The sequence below is a fragment of the Bacillus sp. HU-1818 genome, assembly GCF_022695965.1.
Classification (GTDB): domain Bacteria; phylum Bacillota; class Bacilli; order Bacillales; family Bacillaceae; genus Bacillus; species Bacillus atrophaeus.
This window is the reverse complement of the sequence record NZ_JAAPBE010000006.1, coordinates 16,829-33,083: the sequence shown is the minus strand read 5'-3', so window position 1 is coordinate 33,083 and position 16,255 is coordinate 16,829. Positions and strand designations below refer to the sequence as shown.

Annotated in this window: 23 protein-coding genes; 2 read left to right on the top strand and 21 right to left on the bottom strand. The window is 34.2% G+C overall.

Going from position 1 to position 16,255, the window contains the following annotated elements:
* Positions 1-29: 29 nt before the first annotated feature.
* From GXP75_RS19180 to GXP75_RS19155, 6 genes are all read right to left on the bottom strand, one after another.
* The gene (locus GXP75_RS19180; RefSeq protein ID WP_242557630.1) at positions 30-155 is read right to left on the bottom strand and encodes a hypothetical protein; all 126 of its coding nucleotides are present in this window, start codon (positions 153-155) and stop codon (positions 30-32) included.
* 13 nt (positions 156-168) lie between these two features.
* A complete protein-coding gene (locus tag GXP75_RS19175) occupies positions 169-516 on the bottom strand; it encodes a hypothetical protein (RefSeq protein WP_242557629.1) in 348 nt (115 codons plus the stop codon).
* A gap of 14 nt (positions 517-530) precedes the next feature.
* On the bottom strand, positions 531-926 hold the full coding sequence (locus tag GXP75_RS19170) for a hypothetical protein (protein ID WP_242557628.1): 396 nt from the start codon (positions 924-926) through the stop codon (positions 531-533).
* 32 nt (positions 927-958) lie between these two features.
* The gene (locus GXP75_RS19165; protein WP_242557627.1) at positions 959-1,138 is read right to left on the bottom strand and encodes a hypothetical protein; all 180 of its coding nucleotides are present in this window, start codon (positions 1,136-1,138) and stop codon (positions 959-961) included.
* Positions 1,139-1,169: 31 nt separating this feature from the next.
* A complete protein-coding gene (locus tag GXP75_RS19160) occupies positions 1,170-1,643 on the bottom strand; it encodes a hypothetical protein (protein ID WP_242557626.1) in 474 nt (157 codons plus the stop codon).
* 190 nt (positions 1,644-1,833) lie between these two features.
* Entirely contained in the window at positions 1,834-2,040 is a 207-nt protein-coding gene (locus GXP75_RS19155; RefSeq protein WP_242557625.1) for a hypothetical protein, read from the bottom strand.
* 232 nt (positions 2,041-2,272) lie between these two features.
* Here GXP75_RS19155 and GXP75_RS19150 point away from each other — a divergent pair, with 232 nt between their 5' ends.
* Complete coding sequence (locus GXP75_RS19150; protein ID WP_082786716.1) at positions 2,273-2,365, top strand: YjcZ family sporulation protein; 93 nt, start codon at positions 2,273-2,275, stop codon at positions 2,363-2,365.
* A gap of 612 nt (positions 2,366-2,977) precedes the next feature.
* Here the strand turns inward: GXP75_RS19150 and GXP75_RS19145 are convergent.
* The 6 genes from GXP75_RS19145 to GXP75_RS19120 form a co-directional block, all read right to left on the bottom strand.
* Positions 2,978-3,736, bottom strand: a complete 759-nt coding sequence (locus GXP75_RS19145; protein ID WP_242557624.1) for a hypothetical protein — start codon at positions 3,734-3,736, stop codon at positions 2,978-2,980.
* A 187-nt stretch (positions 3,737-3,923) separates the two neighbouring features.
* Positions 3,924-4,121, bottom strand: coding sequence for a hypothetical protein (locus GXP75_RS19140; protein WP_242557623.1), 198 nt, complete (start codon positions 4,119-4,121; stop codon positions 3,924-3,926).
* Between the two features lie 14 nt (positions 4,122-4,135).
* Positions 4,136-4,363 (bottom strand): hypothetical protein, encoded by a 228-nt coding sequence (locus GXP75_RS19135; RefSeq protein ID WP_242557622.1) that lies wholly within the window; start codon positions 4,361-4,363, stop codon positions 4,136-4,138.
* Between the two features lie 38 nt (positions 4,364-4,401).
* Positions 4,402-4,767 carry a hypothetical protein gene (locus GXP75_RS19130; protein ID WP_242557621.1) on the bottom strand — a complete coding sequence of 122 codons (366 nt, stop codon included), beginning with the start codon at positions 4,765-4,767 and terminating at the stop codon, positions 4,402-4,404.
* Between the two features lie 2 nt (positions 4,768-4,769).
* Entirely contained in the window at positions 4,770-4,988 is a 219-nt protein-coding gene (locus GXP75_RS19125; protein ID WP_242557620.1) for a hypothetical protein, read from the bottom strand.
* A gap of 42 nt (positions 4,989-5,030) precedes the next feature.
* Positions 5,031-5,240, bottom strand: coding sequence for a hypothetical protein (locus tag GXP75_RS19120; protein ID WP_242557619.1), 210 nt, complete (start codon positions 5,238-5,240; stop codon positions 5,031-5,033).
* 276 nt (positions 5,241-5,516) lie between these two features.
* Here GXP75_RS19120 and GXP75_RS19115 point away from each other — a divergent pair, with 276 nt between their 5' ends.
* Complete coding sequence (locus GXP75_RS19115; protein WP_242557618.1) at positions 5,517-5,861, top strand: BLB8/JUQZ-1 family protein; 345 nt, start codon at positions 5,517-5,519, stop codon at positions 5,859-5,861.
* Between the two features lie 57 nt (positions 5,862-5,918).
* On the opposite strand, the gene GXP75_RS19110 is transcribed toward GXP75_RS19115, so the two are convergent.
* The 9 genes from GXP75_RS19110 to GXP75_RS19070 all read right to left on the bottom strand — a co-directional run bounded on the left by GXP75_RS19110 (position 5,919) and on the right by GXP75_RS19070 (position 16,252).
* A complete protein-coding gene (locus tag GXP75_RS19110) occupies positions 5,919-6,416 on the bottom strand; it encodes a deoxynucleoside kinase (RefSeq protein ID WP_242557617.1) in 498 nt (165 codons plus the stop codon).
* On the bottom strand, positions 6,413-6,571 hold the full coding sequence (locus GXP75_RS19105) for a hypothetical protein (RefSeq protein ID WP_242557616.1): 159 nt from the start codon (positions 6,569-6,571) through the stop codon (positions 6,413-6,415). Before GXP75_RS19105 ends, GXP75_RS19110 begins: the two co-directional genes overlap by 4 nt.
* Positions 6,564-6,779 (bottom strand): YorP family protein, encoded by a 216-nt coding sequence (locus GXP75_RS19100; RefSeq protein WP_061571759.1) that lies wholly within the window; start codon positions 6,777-6,779, stop codon positions 6,564-6,566. Before GXP75_RS19100 ends, GXP75_RS19105 begins: the two co-directional genes overlap by 8 nt.
* Positions 6,780-6,895: 116 nt before the next feature.
* Positions 6,896-7,054 (bottom strand): hypothetical protein, encoded by a 159-nt coding sequence (locus tag GXP75_RS19095; protein WP_242557615.1) that lies wholly within the window; start codon positions 7,052-7,054, stop codon positions 6,896-6,898.
* Between the two features lie 118 nt (positions 7,055-7,172).
* A complete protein-coding gene (locus GXP75_RS19090; protein WP_242557708.1) occupies positions 7,173-7,895 on the bottom strand; it encodes a 3D domain-containing protein in 723 nt (240 codons plus the stop codon).
* 21 nt (positions 7,896-7,916) lie between these two features.
* A complete protein-coding gene (gene dnaE / locus GXP75_RS19085; RefSeq protein WP_242557614.1) occupies positions 7,917-11,843 on the bottom strand; it encodes a DNA polymerase III subunit alpha in 3,927 nt (1,308 codons plus the stop codon).
* Positions 11,844-11,855: 12 nt separating this feature from the next.
* A complete protein-coding gene (gene recJ, locus GXP75_RS19080; RefSeq protein ID WP_242557613.1) occupies positions 11,856-13,586 on the bottom strand; it encodes a single-stranded-DNA-specific exonuclease RecJ in 1,731 nt (576 codons plus the stop codon).
* The gene (locus GXP75_RS19075; protein ID WP_242557612.1) at positions 13,586-14,722 is read right to left on the bottom strand and encodes a hypothetical protein; all 1,137 of its coding nucleotides are present in this window, start codon (positions 14,720-14,722) and stop codon (positions 13,586-13,588) included. Before GXP75_RS19075 ends, recJ begins: the two co-directional genes overlap by 1 nt.
* Before the next feature lie 15 nt (positions 14,723-14,737).
* Entirely contained in the window at positions 14,738-16,252 is a 1,515-nt protein-coding gene (locus tag GXP75_RS19070) for a replicative DNA helicase (protein ID WP_242557611.1), read from the bottom strand.
* Positions 16,253-16,255 lie beyond the last annotated feature (3 nt).

Sequence of the window (16,255 nt, the reverse complement as noted above, 5' to 3'; positions counted from 1 at the left end):
ATCCCCCTTATTTGAATAAAATAAAACTTTTATTTAGATTTGTTATCGTTTTGCAAAATACATTCAACAGGTAAAGTTGTTACTTTCATTTCGCCAACTGTTTCACCAGTTGATATCTTTTTGATAATGATTCTTACAGCATTGTCATCACTCATCTTGAGTGCCTCCTTAGATAAACAGTGCGCTCACATATAGAACGATCAATGCTAAAGCAGAATGCAGTAAAGACTTACCTGCTTTCTTGAAGATGTTTTCGTCTTTTTCTTGATCTGACTGTTTTACACCTTTGACAAATATATTAAGTAAAACACCAATAACAAATGCATGAGGTAAAGTGGTATGGACATTTTGTACGTTGTATGTATCAAAAAGTAAAGGATTTAACACATGATTCAATCCGTAATAAACAACTAGTGACATAGTCAACGCTTCAACAAAAATGAGTAATCCAACTACAATTAACGAACCTGATCCGATAAAGAAACTGTTCCAAATCTCTTTTGTATCCTTATTCAATAAATATCTCCCCTTTAATTTTTATTCATTATCCTCTTCCACCATGGATCTTTTATAAGTTTTTGTTTTAGACCATCATTACTTTTTACTTTCTTCTCATTGAGTTCTTCGCATTCCTTCAAGCTCTTTTCGTCAATAATTGTCATAATCACTCTATCAGTTTGGTATGTCCATTCGTTATGTATGTTTCGTTGCCTGTCAGTCACTATGACATATTCATTAAGTCCAGGGATATAAACTTTACCTCCAATTTCTATAGGCTCAATATCTATATGCCCCTCAAAGATTGATTCAGTACGACAAACTTTGGTCACTGGCTGAGTAATCCACCTATCTTTACCTGGTACACGGTGAACGTAATAACTTTCTTTCATTACCAATCCTTCAAACTTTGCTTTGTGTCTTCCCACTTATCCACCTCCTAAAAAGATTGTTTTTAACATTACATTTCATTAAATGCCTTTATAGCTACCAAAAGTTTATTAGCTTCAACTTCAGCCATTTGATCTCCAATTTGAACTTGAACCCAAGTATCTGGATAATCAATGCTTTTTGTTGCTTTGAGTTTCAGTATCTGTCTGTTTACTCCTCTAAATGTGAATTCAGATGTAAGGTCTCTCATGGTTTTCCCCTTTCTCCATAAAAATTGAATTTTAATCTAAATGCTCCATTACAATTTTCAGATAATCTTTGAAGTCGATAGGCGTAGCTTCTTCACCTTCTACACGTTTCTCATCTCTTACGCCAAAAAACCATCTATCACCTACCCACTGGCTTGCAGTTATATTATTTCTCCCAAATACATCACGACCTTTGAAAGGATTTACCTCTTCTATTTTCTCTAGCATAGACTTTATCTCTGTGAAATACTTAGAACGTTTTTTAAATGCATAGAAGCCGTTTTTTGCGGGGTTTTTCACCACTTCATCTTTAAAGAGGTCATATGCTTCTGTTCCTGCACGAACCCCGAAATACCCAGAATGATAAAACGAAAAACCTTCCTTGATCCCATACTTTTCTTCAAATGTATCAAAGAATGTGTTAATGTCTTCTTTTCGTTTCTTCTCAGATTTATACCATTCACTCTCCTGTTTAACTTCGTAAATCGGTGCATCTAAGGTTTGCATGCTCTCATTCTCCTTTTAATTTAAAAATTTATAGATATTGCTGAGAATCAATAAGATAGCCGCACTTATGAACGCTGAACCAGCAATCGCTAATATCCATGTAGCGATTAGAGGTTTTATTCTCCTTTTCAATCCATATGTATCTAGTGAAACTATTCCAATCAACAAAAGACCCATGATCTCAAGAATGTTAATGACTAGCTGCAATATTTTCACACCCATCCAGTTTTGCAAGCTTGCACCATACTCCTAAAGAACCTCCTGCTTTCAGTTCTTGAGCTGCAGTCATTGCTTGCTCTCCTTTATCAAATACTGCTACCTTTCCATCTAAGCCAGTCATCTTTCCAACGAATTCTTTTCCTGCATAGACCTCAACTACCCAGTTTTCTTTGTTCATAATTAATCTCTCCTAATTATTTGTTCTAATTTGTCGTATACTGCGCTTGCCCGGGAAATCATGAAAATTTCCGTTGATTATATTTCCCCCTAACCCTTCATAGGTAGCACTGAATGATGAGGAACATTTTACTTAGACTAAGCAATCATTTTAAATCAATTAAACTAGCCTCCCTATCGAACTAGTTTAATCGGCATATCATGTACTATCCTCTTAAAAAGGAGGTGGCTATATGGGATACTCAAATGGTTATGGTAGCTCCTTCGCATTAATCGTGGTGCTATTCATCTTATTAATCATTGTTGGGGCAGCTTTCTTCGGTTAAGAACTCTTTTTTCCTCCGCTGCCGTATTAAGAGTACCTCCATGTTCTGTTAGACGCCATAAGAAACCTTTATGGCGTTTCGTTTTGTTGATTTTAAGGTTTATATTGATGTTTAATTTTCCTCCTCCATTCTCGATAAAAGGAATATTTTATACTCTATTTTTATTTTTGAGTTAAAGTCCTAAATAATTTAGAGTCTTCTTAACACTTAATTTCCTACACTCATTTTTCACTCTTTCGAGTCTTCATAAGTTTTTCACCGCTGATTCTAAGACAAAATTGGTTTTCCGCTTATGTACTCTTTACAGATGTCATATATATGTTCATTAACACTCTCCTTTGCCTGTAATGTAAATTAATTATATACTTATTTTTTATTTTTGTCTATTGTTTTTTTAACTAATTTTTAAGAGTAGGAGAGTTTCCTCCCCTACAAAACAATACGGTTGCTGCTAATGTTCATTAGTTCGTTTATGAAATACACGAACGATTATTGCCGCTATGAAGAATAAGGCGAACAATCCAAAAGCCATTGATCCATTCTTTAAAATAATCCCAAAGATCAACAATGCGCAACCAGACAATATAAATAGTATTTTACTTAAGATATTGATCATTTACACTTCTCCATACAATCAAAGAATGCATTAACACCAATAATACCAGCAGTATTTACACAAGCATAGCAGGCAGTTCCTGCTGTTGCTGGAACACCGGCTGTACATGCAGTTCCACATAAAATAGCTAAACCAGTGATTGCCCATTGGCTAATATTCTTATCACCTAAGCAATCTGATACACACCCAGTCCAACTCTGTGTACTCATCATGTTTGATGAACTTGTTTCATCTTCTGAAGATTTTTCTGTTTCAAAGACACCAGACTTGTCTTCGTCCTTGGCTCCATTAACCCAATATGTCATTTCGTTTTGAGTACTGCTGATTTTCTTCATATCAACTTCATAGTATTCTTCAATATTCATATCGGTATCAAATGATACATTGAATGAACTAACTCTATCTACTTTTTCAGTGTCCACGTATAAATAAGAAACTGAATAGGTTACTGTGCCGTCATCGTATTTGATGGCTCTTACTGATTCATTATCAAATACTTTTTCGTTTGATTTATGATACTTAATGTCTCCGTCTTCAATTGCCTTTTCTGCCTTTGAAAGAAGCTTTTCCTTAGTCTTATTGCTCACATCAATGGTGTGATCTGCAATAAATTCTGCTTCTGATTTTACTTTATCCTTGTCGATATTATCTGTTGAGATTGTACTCTTTGCATCACTATTTTGTGGAAATGTTGCAAAGGCCAGCACAAATACGGCAACTAATGCTAAGATCGTTCGAAAAAAAGACTTGTTCATTAAAATAACCCCTTTGTAAAAATATAATTCTCATCTGGCAACAATACCTATCAAACAGACAATTACATAAATCACCTTCTTTCTTTAATAAATGCTACCAATCATATAAATAATTGTTAAGAAACAAAGGCGATTTTGAATAATAAGTATCACAGATGTCAATAACTCAAAGGGATTTTGTTCACATTTATAAACAGCTTATGTAATTTTGTAATTCGTTGGATTTAGTAAAAACCTCACCGAATTTTTTGTCTATAGTTTTCCATTGTATTTCATTTGTGGAAGGCAACTCATTTTCGAGGTAAATGAATAACTCATCCATTTTACTGCTAAGCTGATCCATATTTTGCACAAGTGTTTCTTTTATTGGCTCAGATATATACAAGTAGATGACCTCCCTTATGAAAAAATAGTAATAGCCTTGCTGTTGTCGTTTTTTATGTACGGAGAATATTTTCTCTCTAGATAATTCCTTGACGTTCCTTCTCCTAAGCTTACATTATAAATAGCTCTAGCTTTATGTACTTCATTTGCTTGTTCTTTTGCCTGTTCAGGTGATAGCGCCTCAATAACTAGAGAAGCATTTTCACCTTTGCTGTCTTTACACCTTACATAATACTTTTTCAATAAACATCCCTTTATCCTTTCTTTATTCTTGAAGCAATTTAATGAATCAAGCCTCGATATGTATTTGGTTTAATATTGTATAGATCAATTAGTTTGGTTAACCGCTCGATTTCCTTACTCATCGCAAAACACTGATCAACATAAAATTTCTTTGGCATAATCACAAACAAACCATTTTTAAATCCTCCCGCATCAGCTTCTTGCATTGCTGCAGGAAAGATATCGATCAGATTCCCTTTTTTAAAGTTCTCAATATACTCATCTACTGAAATAGAATGCAAAACTTTATGTAATACTTCATTAGTCTTTTCATCGTTATGTACATAAATGCAATGTGTATGTGGTTCAATTACTATAAAATCAAGAGCGTTTACTAAATCAATTTTTTCTTGATCAGTTAACATACTCACTCCCCTTTTAAGTACGGCTTGAAAAACTCACTTAAATTAGCGACCATTGCTGCAGCAACTTCAGAATAGTGTTTATGTCTTTTCTCCTCAGATTTTAAAAACTCAACTGTCGTTTCTGCAATTTCCTTAATCTTATCTTCTCTAAAATGTCCATTCCTAACTCTGTCTTTAATCTCCTCTGTCTCTTTTTTTAAAGACTCAGGGTAGCTATTCATTGTAAATCACCTCTTATTTTATATTTATATAAAAGACAAATTTTATACAGAAATCAATCTATAGTGCCCTTGCTCCACGTCTGACACAGGAACGTAGTCAACCTTTCCATCACTTTCAAAACGAACTTTATAACACAGTCTAGATTCATGGTTTTTAGGCTTATATCCAACAAAACCAATGACAATTCCTAACTCATTCTTTCTTTTGAAAGCATAAGACGAAACTGGATTTATAAACACTTTACTTTCCATAAGCCACCCCCATATTTAAATAAAATTGATCTTTTATTTAAATTTATTTAGCACCTTATTAATTTCTTTATTTGCTTCATTCATTCTTTGATAAGCTTTGTGATGAATTGTAGACTTACATGCTACAGATAACCTTTTTAAAAAACTGTTCAATTAAATCCTCCTTTTCTTTAAAAGAGATATTTTAATCAGTTTCACAAACACTTCACACATTTCAAATATTTTACATGCTAGACTAGACTTATAATCACAATCACAATCTAGGAGGTAATTCTTATGAAAAAGTTTTACAAAGGATTGATTGTTTCGGCTTTATCAATTTCTGCATTGGCTCTCCCATCTTTTACAACACATGCTTCTGCTCATGAACCGGTCAATACTGGACAAGTTAAACAACTTGGCGATCCTATAGCAACAGTTGATTTTCATATGTTAAGGAATTCCAATGTCCATTTGTTAAAAGGCTATACACGTTGGGAAATAGTATCTGGCAGCAACCTGATCAGTATAAGCTCAAGTGGTATTGTATCTTCTCATTCAACTTTAGGTACTGCATTGGTATACGCCTATGACATTAACGACAATTATGTTATTTATAAAATCACTGTTAATGCTCGTTAATCATATAAAGGGGTGATTTTTCACTCCTTTCTTTAAAACGATTATTTTACCTAGTCTTTATCCAAATAAGTAAGTCAAATCCTCAACAATTTCATCGCTATCCCATTGTCCCGTATCCCATGAATATGTATATAAACCAGCATTACTCATAGCTTCTCTGTATAACTTTAAGACTGGTTCAACATCTCGATCATTTATGTATTCGTCACCACGTTCACGTAAACGCTTTTTAATAACTTTCGGATCTGCATGTAAGTAAATAACCTTGGCTTTATGTCTAATCTTCTCCTCGATCACCCTTTGCTGCTCTTCTGTTAAGATTGAGTAATCCTTGAATTTCCTCGCATAAACCAAATTTGAATATATGTATCGATCAATAATTACATTGTCTTCATCGGCAAGCTTATTAAAGTGAACGAAGAGCTTCTTATTACCGCTCTTGGCCAATTCAAAGCTGGATCCCTTTATTACTAGATAGCCCAGTTGTTTGCTAAGCTTATCTGCCACTGTTGATTTGTAGCAGCAGTCAGCACCTTCAAGAATAATTAATGTCATTCATTCCCCACCTTTCTAACCTTGTGAAACCCTACTACTTGATATGTACCATCAGAATATTCAACTTCGACCTGACTGTATTTGTAATCTACTTTTGATATGACACCTTGCTCTTCAGTGAAATCAACAATAACTTTATCATTCACTTTAAGCATATAATTCATCTCCTTGGATTGGATTTAATTCATGTTCCTTAAAGAATGTAATATCTCCTGTCTCGTCACTGACTGCGTAGTCGTATGTAGCTGAATGAAGAAGCTCAATAATTTTCCCTTTTCTTCCTACGTGATGAGGGCATGTTCGTCTTGCGTTTTCATTTATTTTCACTATTAAGCCCAATGGATATGACCAGAATTTTGGCAAGTTATCACCTCCTTTCGATGTTAATTCCTCATTCTTCAGTAAATGACAATTCAGTTTGAAGATTATTTTTCATAGTTTACCACCTTATTTTTTATTTTAAAAAAGTAAGAAGAAACTTAAAGTTGATCACCTCCTAAAATATCATCGATTTTCCGCTCATCATACGTGCCATCGTAATAGCAAAGTTCAAGACTATTTGTTTCAGGGTATATAGCTGCAATAATACCTGGCTCACCAGTCGATTTTACGTAGACTTCTTGTTCTAATTTAAACATCTATACCACTCTCTCTATGTATTATTTATATTGTCATATTTTTCTATGTATGTATTGCATCGTACGTGTTAATGAAATGTTTATATACTTCTTTCAATTGGACACATTTACCACATTTTTACCAATCGTTTTCCAGCATTTTTACACTTGCTTGCTGTCTCCCAAATGTTTTTGCTTCACTTTTTGTGTTCATTAGAATATCTATTCGGTTACTTTTGATATCCCCTCCAGTGTCAATTGCGTATGCTTGAAAGCTCCCTCCTTTATAACTGACTTCAACCAAAGAATTTAAAGGAATAAGGCTTGGATCTACAGCAATAATTCGTTTTCCTCTGTAATACGATGTATTTGAAACATCGTAGCCTGTCCTAGTTTTGCCGATGCAGCCTGTTGAACAAAAAGCAGTGTACGCAGTTGCCACAACATTAATAGAATGATTGTTACTTTGCTCTTCTTCACGTTTCGTTACTCTTGTTTTTTTAAAATGATTATTTTTTACTTTTGAAGTTGGATTAGTTTGTGTTTTCGTAAATTTTTCTTTCTTTGGGTAAGAAATTTTGAATTTCTTTTGGCTTTCTTTCTGCTTATCAAATTTACTTTTTAATTTCGGAAGCGTGAAATTCCTTTCTTTTTTATGTGTAATCCTTTCAACAGTCTCTTTTTTGTTTTTATAAAATGACTCTTTTATCGAAACTTGGGTGTCTTCTTCATCATCTTTTGCGATATTTTTAATGTTGAATACAACACCGCCTGTTAAAACAATAATGCTGGCTATAATTGTTATATTGTTAATATTATAATATACATATTTTTTATATTTGTCTATGAGTTTTTCGAAAATTTTTATCACCCCATGATTGTTTTAAATTTCTACTCTCTGTGTGGTTAAACTAATGTTTCCTTCATCATTAACTTCATCAATACGGCACACAGTATGATTATAAATGCTGTTCTTATAGACCTTTGGAATAAAGTTATTTCCTCTTCTAAAGCCGGTAAACATTAAAAGTGTTCCTCTTGTATACCAAGACTTCTCTACAACTTCTTTCTTGCCACCTCCAATAGAACGGGAGATTTGTTTATTATAATGACTGAAACTGCCTGACCACTGTTTTACAGTAACCACTCCTGTTGGTGTGAGAAGAGTGATTGTGTGCTTGTTTTTATCTCTATCTAAAACGGTGCCTATAATCCTGGTTGTTTCATACTCATACAAAGTTTTTCCTCTCCATTGATATGGTTTGCCTTTTATCGGTTCTTCTGGCAACTCATAAAAATCAGAGATGTCATATTTGGCATAATTAACAGCAGATAACTCGTGGTCATTATAATAATAGCTTAATGAATCCATTTCCCATTTCCCAAGAGATCCATCAGCATATTTAATCCATTCTTTTCTTAGTAAACAATCGTTAAGCTGACTCAATGCTTCTCCAGTCGATATCCAGGCTTTAATTTTAGACATTTTGCTATCATATTCTTTTTTAAATGCTTTTTCAGAAACAATAAGCTGTCCATTAATCATATCAACGATCCCATTCTCACTGAAATGCTGATTATAAAAGGTGGCCGATACATCATCTAATAAGAAAAGCTTGTCTTTTGGAGACTTCAATGTTTTGTATACCTTTTTGCTAATGTACTCTTTGAAACGGAAGAACCTAATCTCCAAAGCAAATTCTGAGGGAACAATATTGTTTTCAATTAGCATTTTCAAATTAGACAGAGTAAGCTTCGTTTTCGGCTCTGAAATTAAACCAATAAAGCACTTCATTAGCTTATTCCTATCCCCAAAGGAATCAAAACAACCTCCCTTAATTAGTTGAATCATTTGTCCTTTTTTAATTATTCCGCTCTTAAACATTCGCTCGATAAAGTCCCTAAAATCAATATAAGGTCTATTTGATATCACCTGATGAACAACATCATCACCAATTCCGTTCATCCCTTTTAATCCGAATAATATTGAATTTCCTTCTATATCAGCTTTAAATCCGAAATTAGCTTTATTGATATCTGGAAGATCTACGTTTATCCCTCTATGTCTAATACTTCCGATAGCAGAAGCTACTTTTCCATAGTTAGTAGATGCGGTTTTCTTTTTTTTATCTTCAATTTCATTCTCTTCATGATCAACTCCTCCGCTGTTTACTGTCAGGCAGGCTGTATTCCAATAAAGAGGATTATATTTGTAATTTAGATTCTGTTCCTGTAAAGCTATTACTGAATATGCCAATGTATGGAGCAATGAAAAGCTGTAACCAAACTGACGTTTAAACTGAACATTCCATACATATTTCAGCATCTTTTCTGAGGTGCCCAAATCATTCCCCTTGGAGAAAAACAATTTCTCAACCTTCTTTAATACGTCTTCTTTCTTTTTTGCTATAGATTTTCTAAGATAATTGCTTTCTTCAATTGTGAAACCTGCTATATCCTTATCCATAGCCATTTGCATTACTATTTCTTGTGTGTCAGCAACTCCATAAACACTTTTAAGGTGCCGTTCTAATACAGTGATTTCATGATCAGACAGACCATAATCATGCATTTCCTTATTCCATTGGCTTAGGTTTTCCTTATATCTAACATATGTATCGACAGGCTGTTCTCCACCATCTGCCATCAACCTCATAAGCGAGTTTGTTACAGCAGCTTCAAGTAAATTTCTTGGCGCAACTTTTACAACTGATTGGTGTCCTATCTCAGTTGAAAATTGAAATAAGTCCATTATTTCACCTTTTGCGACCATATCCCATAACCTTTTATCATCGTATTCAAGTACATCTGGATGAATATATTTATTGTATGTGTTATTTAGATTGCCCTGTCGTTCAATCTCTTCATTTTCAATTAGCTGGTCTAATGTTACTCTGATCTTATCTAATGCCTCTATAGTCAACATGTCGTATTTAACTGATCCCATGGCTTCACTGTCGCCCATATTGAACTGTGTTATATAAGCACCTTTAGGAGTTTTCATCATTGCATTTGACTTAGTATACTCGTCATTAAAAATGATAACGCCGGCTGCATGAGAGGAACGCTTATTGGTTAACCCCTCAATTTTCAAGCAAGTCTCTTTTAAGTTTGGATGGTCTTCAACCTCTCTGATAAATTCTTTTATTGGTTTTCTGCCCAGTTCTTCATTACCAAAGAAACAATCAGACAAAGACCAGTTTGCTCCACGTTCAAAAGGAATCATGCCACTCAAATATTGAGAAATGTCATTATCAATCCCAAGACCTCTGCACGCCGTTTGTAATGCTGACTTGGATTTTTCTGTGCCAAAAGTACAAATCTGCAATACTTTTTTTTCTCCAAACTTATCTCTTAATGCTTTTAAAATTCTTGGTCTTTTAGATCCTTCTGTATCAATATCTATATCAGGAAGGTCAGGTCGTGATTTATGAATATGCCTCCAATGGGGTAAGTCATACTGTAAAGGATTTATTTGAGTAATGTCCAATAAGTAATTAACCAAGAATCCTGCAGCACTCCCCCTTGCTACCCCAACTAAGCTATTTCCTCCACACTCATCGTCCCAAATTGTATTGATAATTTCTCGAACCGTTACGTAATAAGATGACATGGATTGTTTTAACTTTTCACTAATCTCCCATAGTTCCTCAAGTTCTACATCAATCCTCTTTAGGATCGAATGAAATTCTTCTTTGCTCATATCCTTTCTCATAAGCTTATCTTTAAATCCTTCTTCAATAAGCTTTAATAAGTATCTGTCCTGATCTTCATTAGATTCAGCCATTTGCTTAATATACTTATAATTTTCATATGCTGGTTTAAACAAATGTGCTAATTCAAACTCAGGTAAAGCCATTTTTGGAATAATTGGCTGATGTTCTATAGTGTAGTCCTCAATCATCCTTCCAATTAACAATGTGTTCTCTATGGCTTGTTCAACGGTTGCTTTATCAAGATAGTTCAATCTTTCAAGAATTTCATCAACATTTTGAACAAAACATGCTTCATAAAAGGAATCAACTTCCCTTTCTCCATCTTTGGCATTTAAAAAGGCTTGATGGATCGCTCTGTCTTCTGGTCTAAGAAAATGAGCATCTGTTGTAACAATCATTTTCAAGTCATATCCATTAGCTATATCAATTAGCTTCTTATTACAGTAAACTTGCTCTCCACTTAGCGCCGGCTGGAGTTCGATAAAGAACTTATCTCTTCCAAAAACTTCAATGCACCATGTGATAAACTCGTGAATTTTTAATTTGTGTTTTTTGATTGAATCAGTATCTCCGCTTTCTTCGTATCCTTTGATTTTAAGTAAATGAATGTTTACCTCAGAACCGAGACAAGCTGTTGTAGCAATAATGTGACCTGGATCTTTGCTAAGCAGTTCTTCTACATCCTTTTTAACTGTTGGCACTCTTTCCATTGTTCCTGTGTAAAATGAATTTTCCCAGGCTTGTGAAGACAGTATTCTTAGCTGTTCATGTCCTTTTGGATCAATTGCTAACATCAAAAAATGCGGAAACTTTGTCTCTCCAGATTTGTAGTTATCTCTAACCTCTTCTAAGGAATCGACTAAGTAAGCTTCATTACCTAATATTAATTTGAAGTCTTCAGGCATATCGCCATCCTTTTTCATCTCTCTGACTGTTCGTATGGCTTCTAAATGCGCTGAGAGTACTTCATGGTCTGTAATAGCTAGTCCTTTATACTTCATTCTCACTGCAGTTTTCAGCAGCTCTTTAACTGAGTTTGTTGAGTCTAGGAGCCTTATGTTACTTTTATCAGTGTGGCAGTGACATCCTATCAATTTTCTTCCCCCTTAAAACACAAGTTCTTTTTGTTTTGTACGAACCACCTCCAATTCATAAATTTCTATTTGAGGTGTTTTCTTGCCTTTGTATTCATTTGCCTTTGCTTTGCCAATTGCATTAATGACTAAAGTTCCATTTGACTCTGTAAGCTTATTGAAGTAATCCACATCACTTTTAAATCTTATGTATTCAATATCATTGTGCTTAAATTTTACAGTTGTCTTATTCTTCTTCCCTAAATGTTCAATTTGATCACTATCGATTTTAAGATCAGTAATAGCGATAAATGGCTCCTCGACTTTGTAACCCCAGTAATCTTTGTAACTATCAAGCTGAAGGACGAATTCTTTTCTTAATTGTTCGGCCGTTATCTCAAAATCAACACCCTGAACATCTTCCACAGTATCCATGTCTTTAAATTTATGATTAAGCATTTCATTTACAAGGATTAAGTTCTCTCTTTTAATTGCAAATCCAGCAGCATTTGGATGACCTTCAACAAACTCAAACATTCCAGTTTCTAAAAGCTCATTTTTAAAGTCTTTAATAACTCCCTTGTCATAGCCTCTTATAGATCCACTCAAAATTCCTTTGCCTAGATATGGATCATTCCTAGCTAACAAGACCGGCTTCTTATATTGATCTGCTAACTGGTTAGCTACTAAGCCAGTAAGGTTTTTATCCAGAATCCCTTCAATGTAGACAATTAGAACTTTGTTTGCTGCTAAATTCTTATACTCAATTCTTTGTTTTATTTCTTCGGTTGCTGCGTCAGTAATTCGTTTCTGCTTAGCCTTTAAATTTCCCAGAATCCTAACAGTGTCATCATGAATTGAAACAAGGTCAGGTTCGCTTTGCCCACGTTTTTTGTAAGAAACCTTTTCCTCAGACAATAGGAACGATCTCATCATTTGAACTTTTTCATCATTGGTTCCTACTCTTATAGCCGCATTAATTAACGGATTAATAAAGAACTGTGTGCTTTGTATGTTCTTGTGTCCCTTAGTTGAAAACTCTTGCTTCTTAAACAATTTCTTGATTAATGGATGCTTAATATTACGTAACCCTTCATCCATATAAAACCTTGTCTCAAGATTTCGTGAGTCAGCTGAATCAGCAATATTCCCAATAGAAACTAGATCCAAGAATTTATCAGCTTCATTTTTCCCTAATTTGTCATCCATTGCCTGACAGAACTTATAAGCCATCCCTGCTCCTGTTAATGTCTTATTAGAGTACATCGGAGACAACTGGTTATTGACGACAATTGCGTATTCAGACTCTTGTTCGCATTCATGGTGGTCAATAACGATTACATCTACGCCTTTATTATGAAGAACTTCATGTACCTCGAATTGACTTGATCCTGCATCTGGGATTATAACTAAGTCAACATCATCAGGAATGGTATCTAAGATAATTCCGTGTTCCTTCCCATCATGTATTCTGTAATGTATGTAAGCTTTCGGATAAATCTTTTTTATGTAATTTATTATGATTGAGCTAGATGTATATCCATCAACATCACTGTCCACCTGAACAAACACTTTGTTCTTATTCTTTAAATGCTTAATCAGACAATCTGCAGCTTTATCAATATTATTGAGTTTTGAATAATGAATAACTGAACTTTGATCAATATTAGCAAACAGCTTTGGATCGTCTATGCCTCTATTTTTTAAGATTGTAGCTAAAGGATCAAAATTATAATCGTTGTCACCAATCAGTCTATACGCCATTAAATTCCCCCTTCATCTGTGCCGATCTCAATTTTTCTTTTCATCAGCTCCTCTAGAATTTCCTTTCCCTTATCAACAGGGCTGTCCTTATAATCCAGTAAATCTTCATAATCCCACAAAACAAATACACGAACATAAGGAGTAAATTTTGCTGCAAGTTTTAGAATTTTCTTCTGATATTCAACCAGTTTTTCTTGATATCTCTCCTCTGTTTCATCCTCTTTTAGTGGTCGGTATTTATCAAAGGCAATAAAAACTTCTTCAACACCAAGAGACAACAATATGTCACGGTGAAAATTAGAGATATTGCTTGAACAGACAGCACAAGTAAAGTTTGCTTCTCCATAAAAGTCCTGACATTTCAATACAGACTTTTCAGATTCAAAAATTAGTGCTTTCTTAAGCCTTCCTATAGAACTTTTTGTTTTATTTAATCCATATAAATTCATCATGGTTTGATGATTATATAAGATGTTCCCAACCTTTAGAGGCATGTATTTATATCCCGCTTTAACTTCTTCCTGAATCATAGAACGTTTACGGATTCCAACTAACCTATTATTTAAATCACGATGTGGAATAGTTATGCCTTCTGTATGAGATCTAAAATAATATCCAATCTCAAACTCTTTTAATGTCTTGTGGCTTATGCTCTCATCCAACCATGATTGATGAGGATAAGGCATAAAGACATCCAGGACAGTTTCTTTAAAGCTGGGAAGCTCAATATTTATCCTTTTCTTCTTTTTGAACTTCCTTATCCATTCCCAGTCATCGATTAAGTCATTGTTTATGTATGTTGTTCTATTGCCAAAACCAAATGTTTTCCCAACTGCCTTAGCAACATACTCGATCGCTTGATTAAACGATATGTTAACCCCTTTTTGACCCTTTGCTCTTATAACAAGCTCAAAAACATCGAATGTGTCGCCACATTCTGTATAGCAATGAAATTGTTTTGCTTCGTGATAATAATACAGCTTATAGCTCCCACCAGAAGCATTGTGACAAACGGTTCTATATATTGGGTTTCCTTGTTGATCCCACTGATTGTTTTCACTACCCAAATCTTTTAATATCTTATGTATATCCTCAATGGCCAAGCTTTCTTTAACTTTGTCTTTATCATACTTCAAAGGGCGCTACACCCCTCATCCTGCTTTAATGTTCAATTTTTCAACTGTGATTAATTCATTATCAAGATTTGTTGTGAAACAGTCTTTTATCCGCATGTTACCCATATTGATATGGGAGAAGACTTTAACTTTGTCATACTCATTTCCCCTATTTTTAAATACATGCGTAACAAAATTTGGCTCTGGATAAAATCCTGCTTTTAAGATTGGATCAATTGCATCCTTCTCTTTTTTACTTAACGGAAGAATAATCATAGCAGCATCAGTCTTATCTGCAATAGCCTTACTTCCTCTCAAATAAGAAGCATCTATTACTTGTCCTTTTAACCATGCTTCTTTCCAATCACCATTTAATTGAGTTGCACTCATCATATAGACATCGTATTTATTACATAACCCCTTTAACTTATCCGACATAAGCAAAAGAATTTGATCTTCCCTTAAATTAACCCCACTTTTTTTACTCATTTCTGAAAAAATTGTTACTGATGAGTGAATGTAATCAAAGTAAACATACTCAACATTGTTTTTGATGACGTTCTTTTCAATTGTCCTTTCTATCTCCTGAATATTAAAATCAGGGAGATGTTCGAACCAAATGTTAGAGTCTTGAAGAATTTTAGCAGCCTTACGCACAAGCTGTTTTTCTTGTACGTTTATTGTATTTCTAAGGATTTTTTTCTCCTCTACGCCACTTATATAGGCAAGTGCTAAGCTTTGCAATTCCTCGGCCATCATTTCTGTTGAGATAACCGTAGAACTTTTTCTCCAAGGGTTTGCCACCCATTCCTTCTTTTTAGGATCATATAGTTCAGTTGCACTTAAGCAACAGGCATCAGCAACCATATTTCTTGTTTTTCCGCCACCTGTAATACTTGAACGTAGATAGAACTTTTTCTTACGAGATCCACGAAAAATTGACGTAAGCATTTCACTATTTAATGGCACTCCAATATCTGGAGACTCTTCAAAAGAATCTAATAATTCGTCAATGCCCTCTCCCCCTTGAATTCCCACACTTTCAGACGAGGTTCTGAACTTTTCTTTTATGTCAACAATCTTCATTTCATAAGCTGCTAAAATTTCGTCGATAGATTTCTTGTCAAACTGTTCTTGCATCTTCTCCTGTTCTTTTGGGTCAATTAAAGATTCATCGTATATCTCCTTAATATCAAAGCCTAAGCCATCCATTTCTCTAAGCAAACTAAACTTTTTTAGCCTTTTATAGTGGTAATCAAAATTTTTGACAACTGCCAGCTCTTGAATTCTTTCAATGTATTCAAGACCGTTATTATCATGAAAAATTTTATACTGAATGTCGTAATCCTTTAGATATCCGTCTATCTCAACCTCATTTAACACTTCAGTTCCTTGTTGAAATAGGTTGCTCATGGCAAAAAACAATATTGAATGAAACCTTGAAGGAAAATCATCAGAAGTAATCCTATATTTATTGCTTTCTGACAAGATTGTGGGATCTTTGAGTATGCTCCCTAAAACTTGAATAATTGCCTTTTTGTCTTGTAGCAAATG

Bases quoted from the DNA above. Each gene is read 5' to 3' on its own strand.
- GXP75_RS19105 (WP_242557616.1), bottom strand. From the start codon at position 6,571: ATGCTTAAAGTGAATGATAAAGTTATTGTTGATTTCACTGAAGAGCAA.
- GXP75_RS19115 (WP_242557618.1), top strand. From the start codon at position 5,517: ATGAAAAAGTTTTACAAAGGATTGATTGTTTCGGCTTTATCAATTTCT.
- GXP75_RS19150 (WP_082786716.1), top strand. From the start codon at position 2,273: ATGGGATACTCAAATGGTTATGGTAGCTCCTTCGCATTAATCGTGGTG.
- GXP75_RS19180 (WP_242557630.1), bottom strand. From the start codon at position 155: ATGAGTGATGACAATGCTGTAAGAATCATTATCAAAAAGATATCAACT.
- GXP75_RS19155 (WP_242557625.1), bottom strand. From the start codon at position 2,040: ATGAACAAAGAAAACTGGGTAGTTGAGGTCTATGCAGGAAAAGAATTC.
- GXP75_RS19110 (WP_242557617.1), bottom strand. From the start codon at position 6,416: ATGACATTAATTATTCTTGAAGGTGCTGACTGCTGCTACAAATCAACA.
- GXP75_RS19160 (WP_242557626.1), bottom strand. From the start codon at position 1,643: ATGCAAACCTTAGATGCACCGATTTACGAAGTTAAACAGGAGAGTGAA.
- recJ (WP_242557613.1), bottom strand. From the start codon at position 13,586: ATGGCGTATAGACTGATTGGTGACAACGATTATAATTTTGATCCTTTA.
- GXP75_RS19130 (WP_242557621.1), bottom strand. From the start codon at position 4,767: ATGTTAACTGATCAAGAAAAAATTGATTTAGTAAACGCTCTTGATTTT.
- GXP75_RS19165 (WP_242557627.1), bottom strand. From the start codon at position 1,138: ATGAGAGACCTTACATCTGAATTCACATTTAGAGGAGTAAACAGACAG.
- GXP75_RS19125 (WP_242557620.1), bottom strand. From the start codon at position 4,988: ATGAATAGCTACCCTGAGTCTTTAAAAAAAGAGACAGAGGAGATTAAA.
- GXP75_RS19120 (WP_242557619.1), bottom strand. From the start codon at position 5,240: ATGGAAAGTAAAGTGTTTATAAATCCAGTTTCGTCTTATGCTTTCAAA.
- GXP75_RS19145 (WP_242557624.1), bottom strand. From the start codon at position 3,736: ATGAACAAGTCTTTTTTTCGAACGATCTTAGCATTAGTTGCCGTATTT.
- GXP75_RS19095 (WP_242557615.1), bottom strand. From the start codon at position 7,054: ATGTTTAAATTAGAACAAGAAGTCTACGTAAAATCGACTGGTGAGCCA.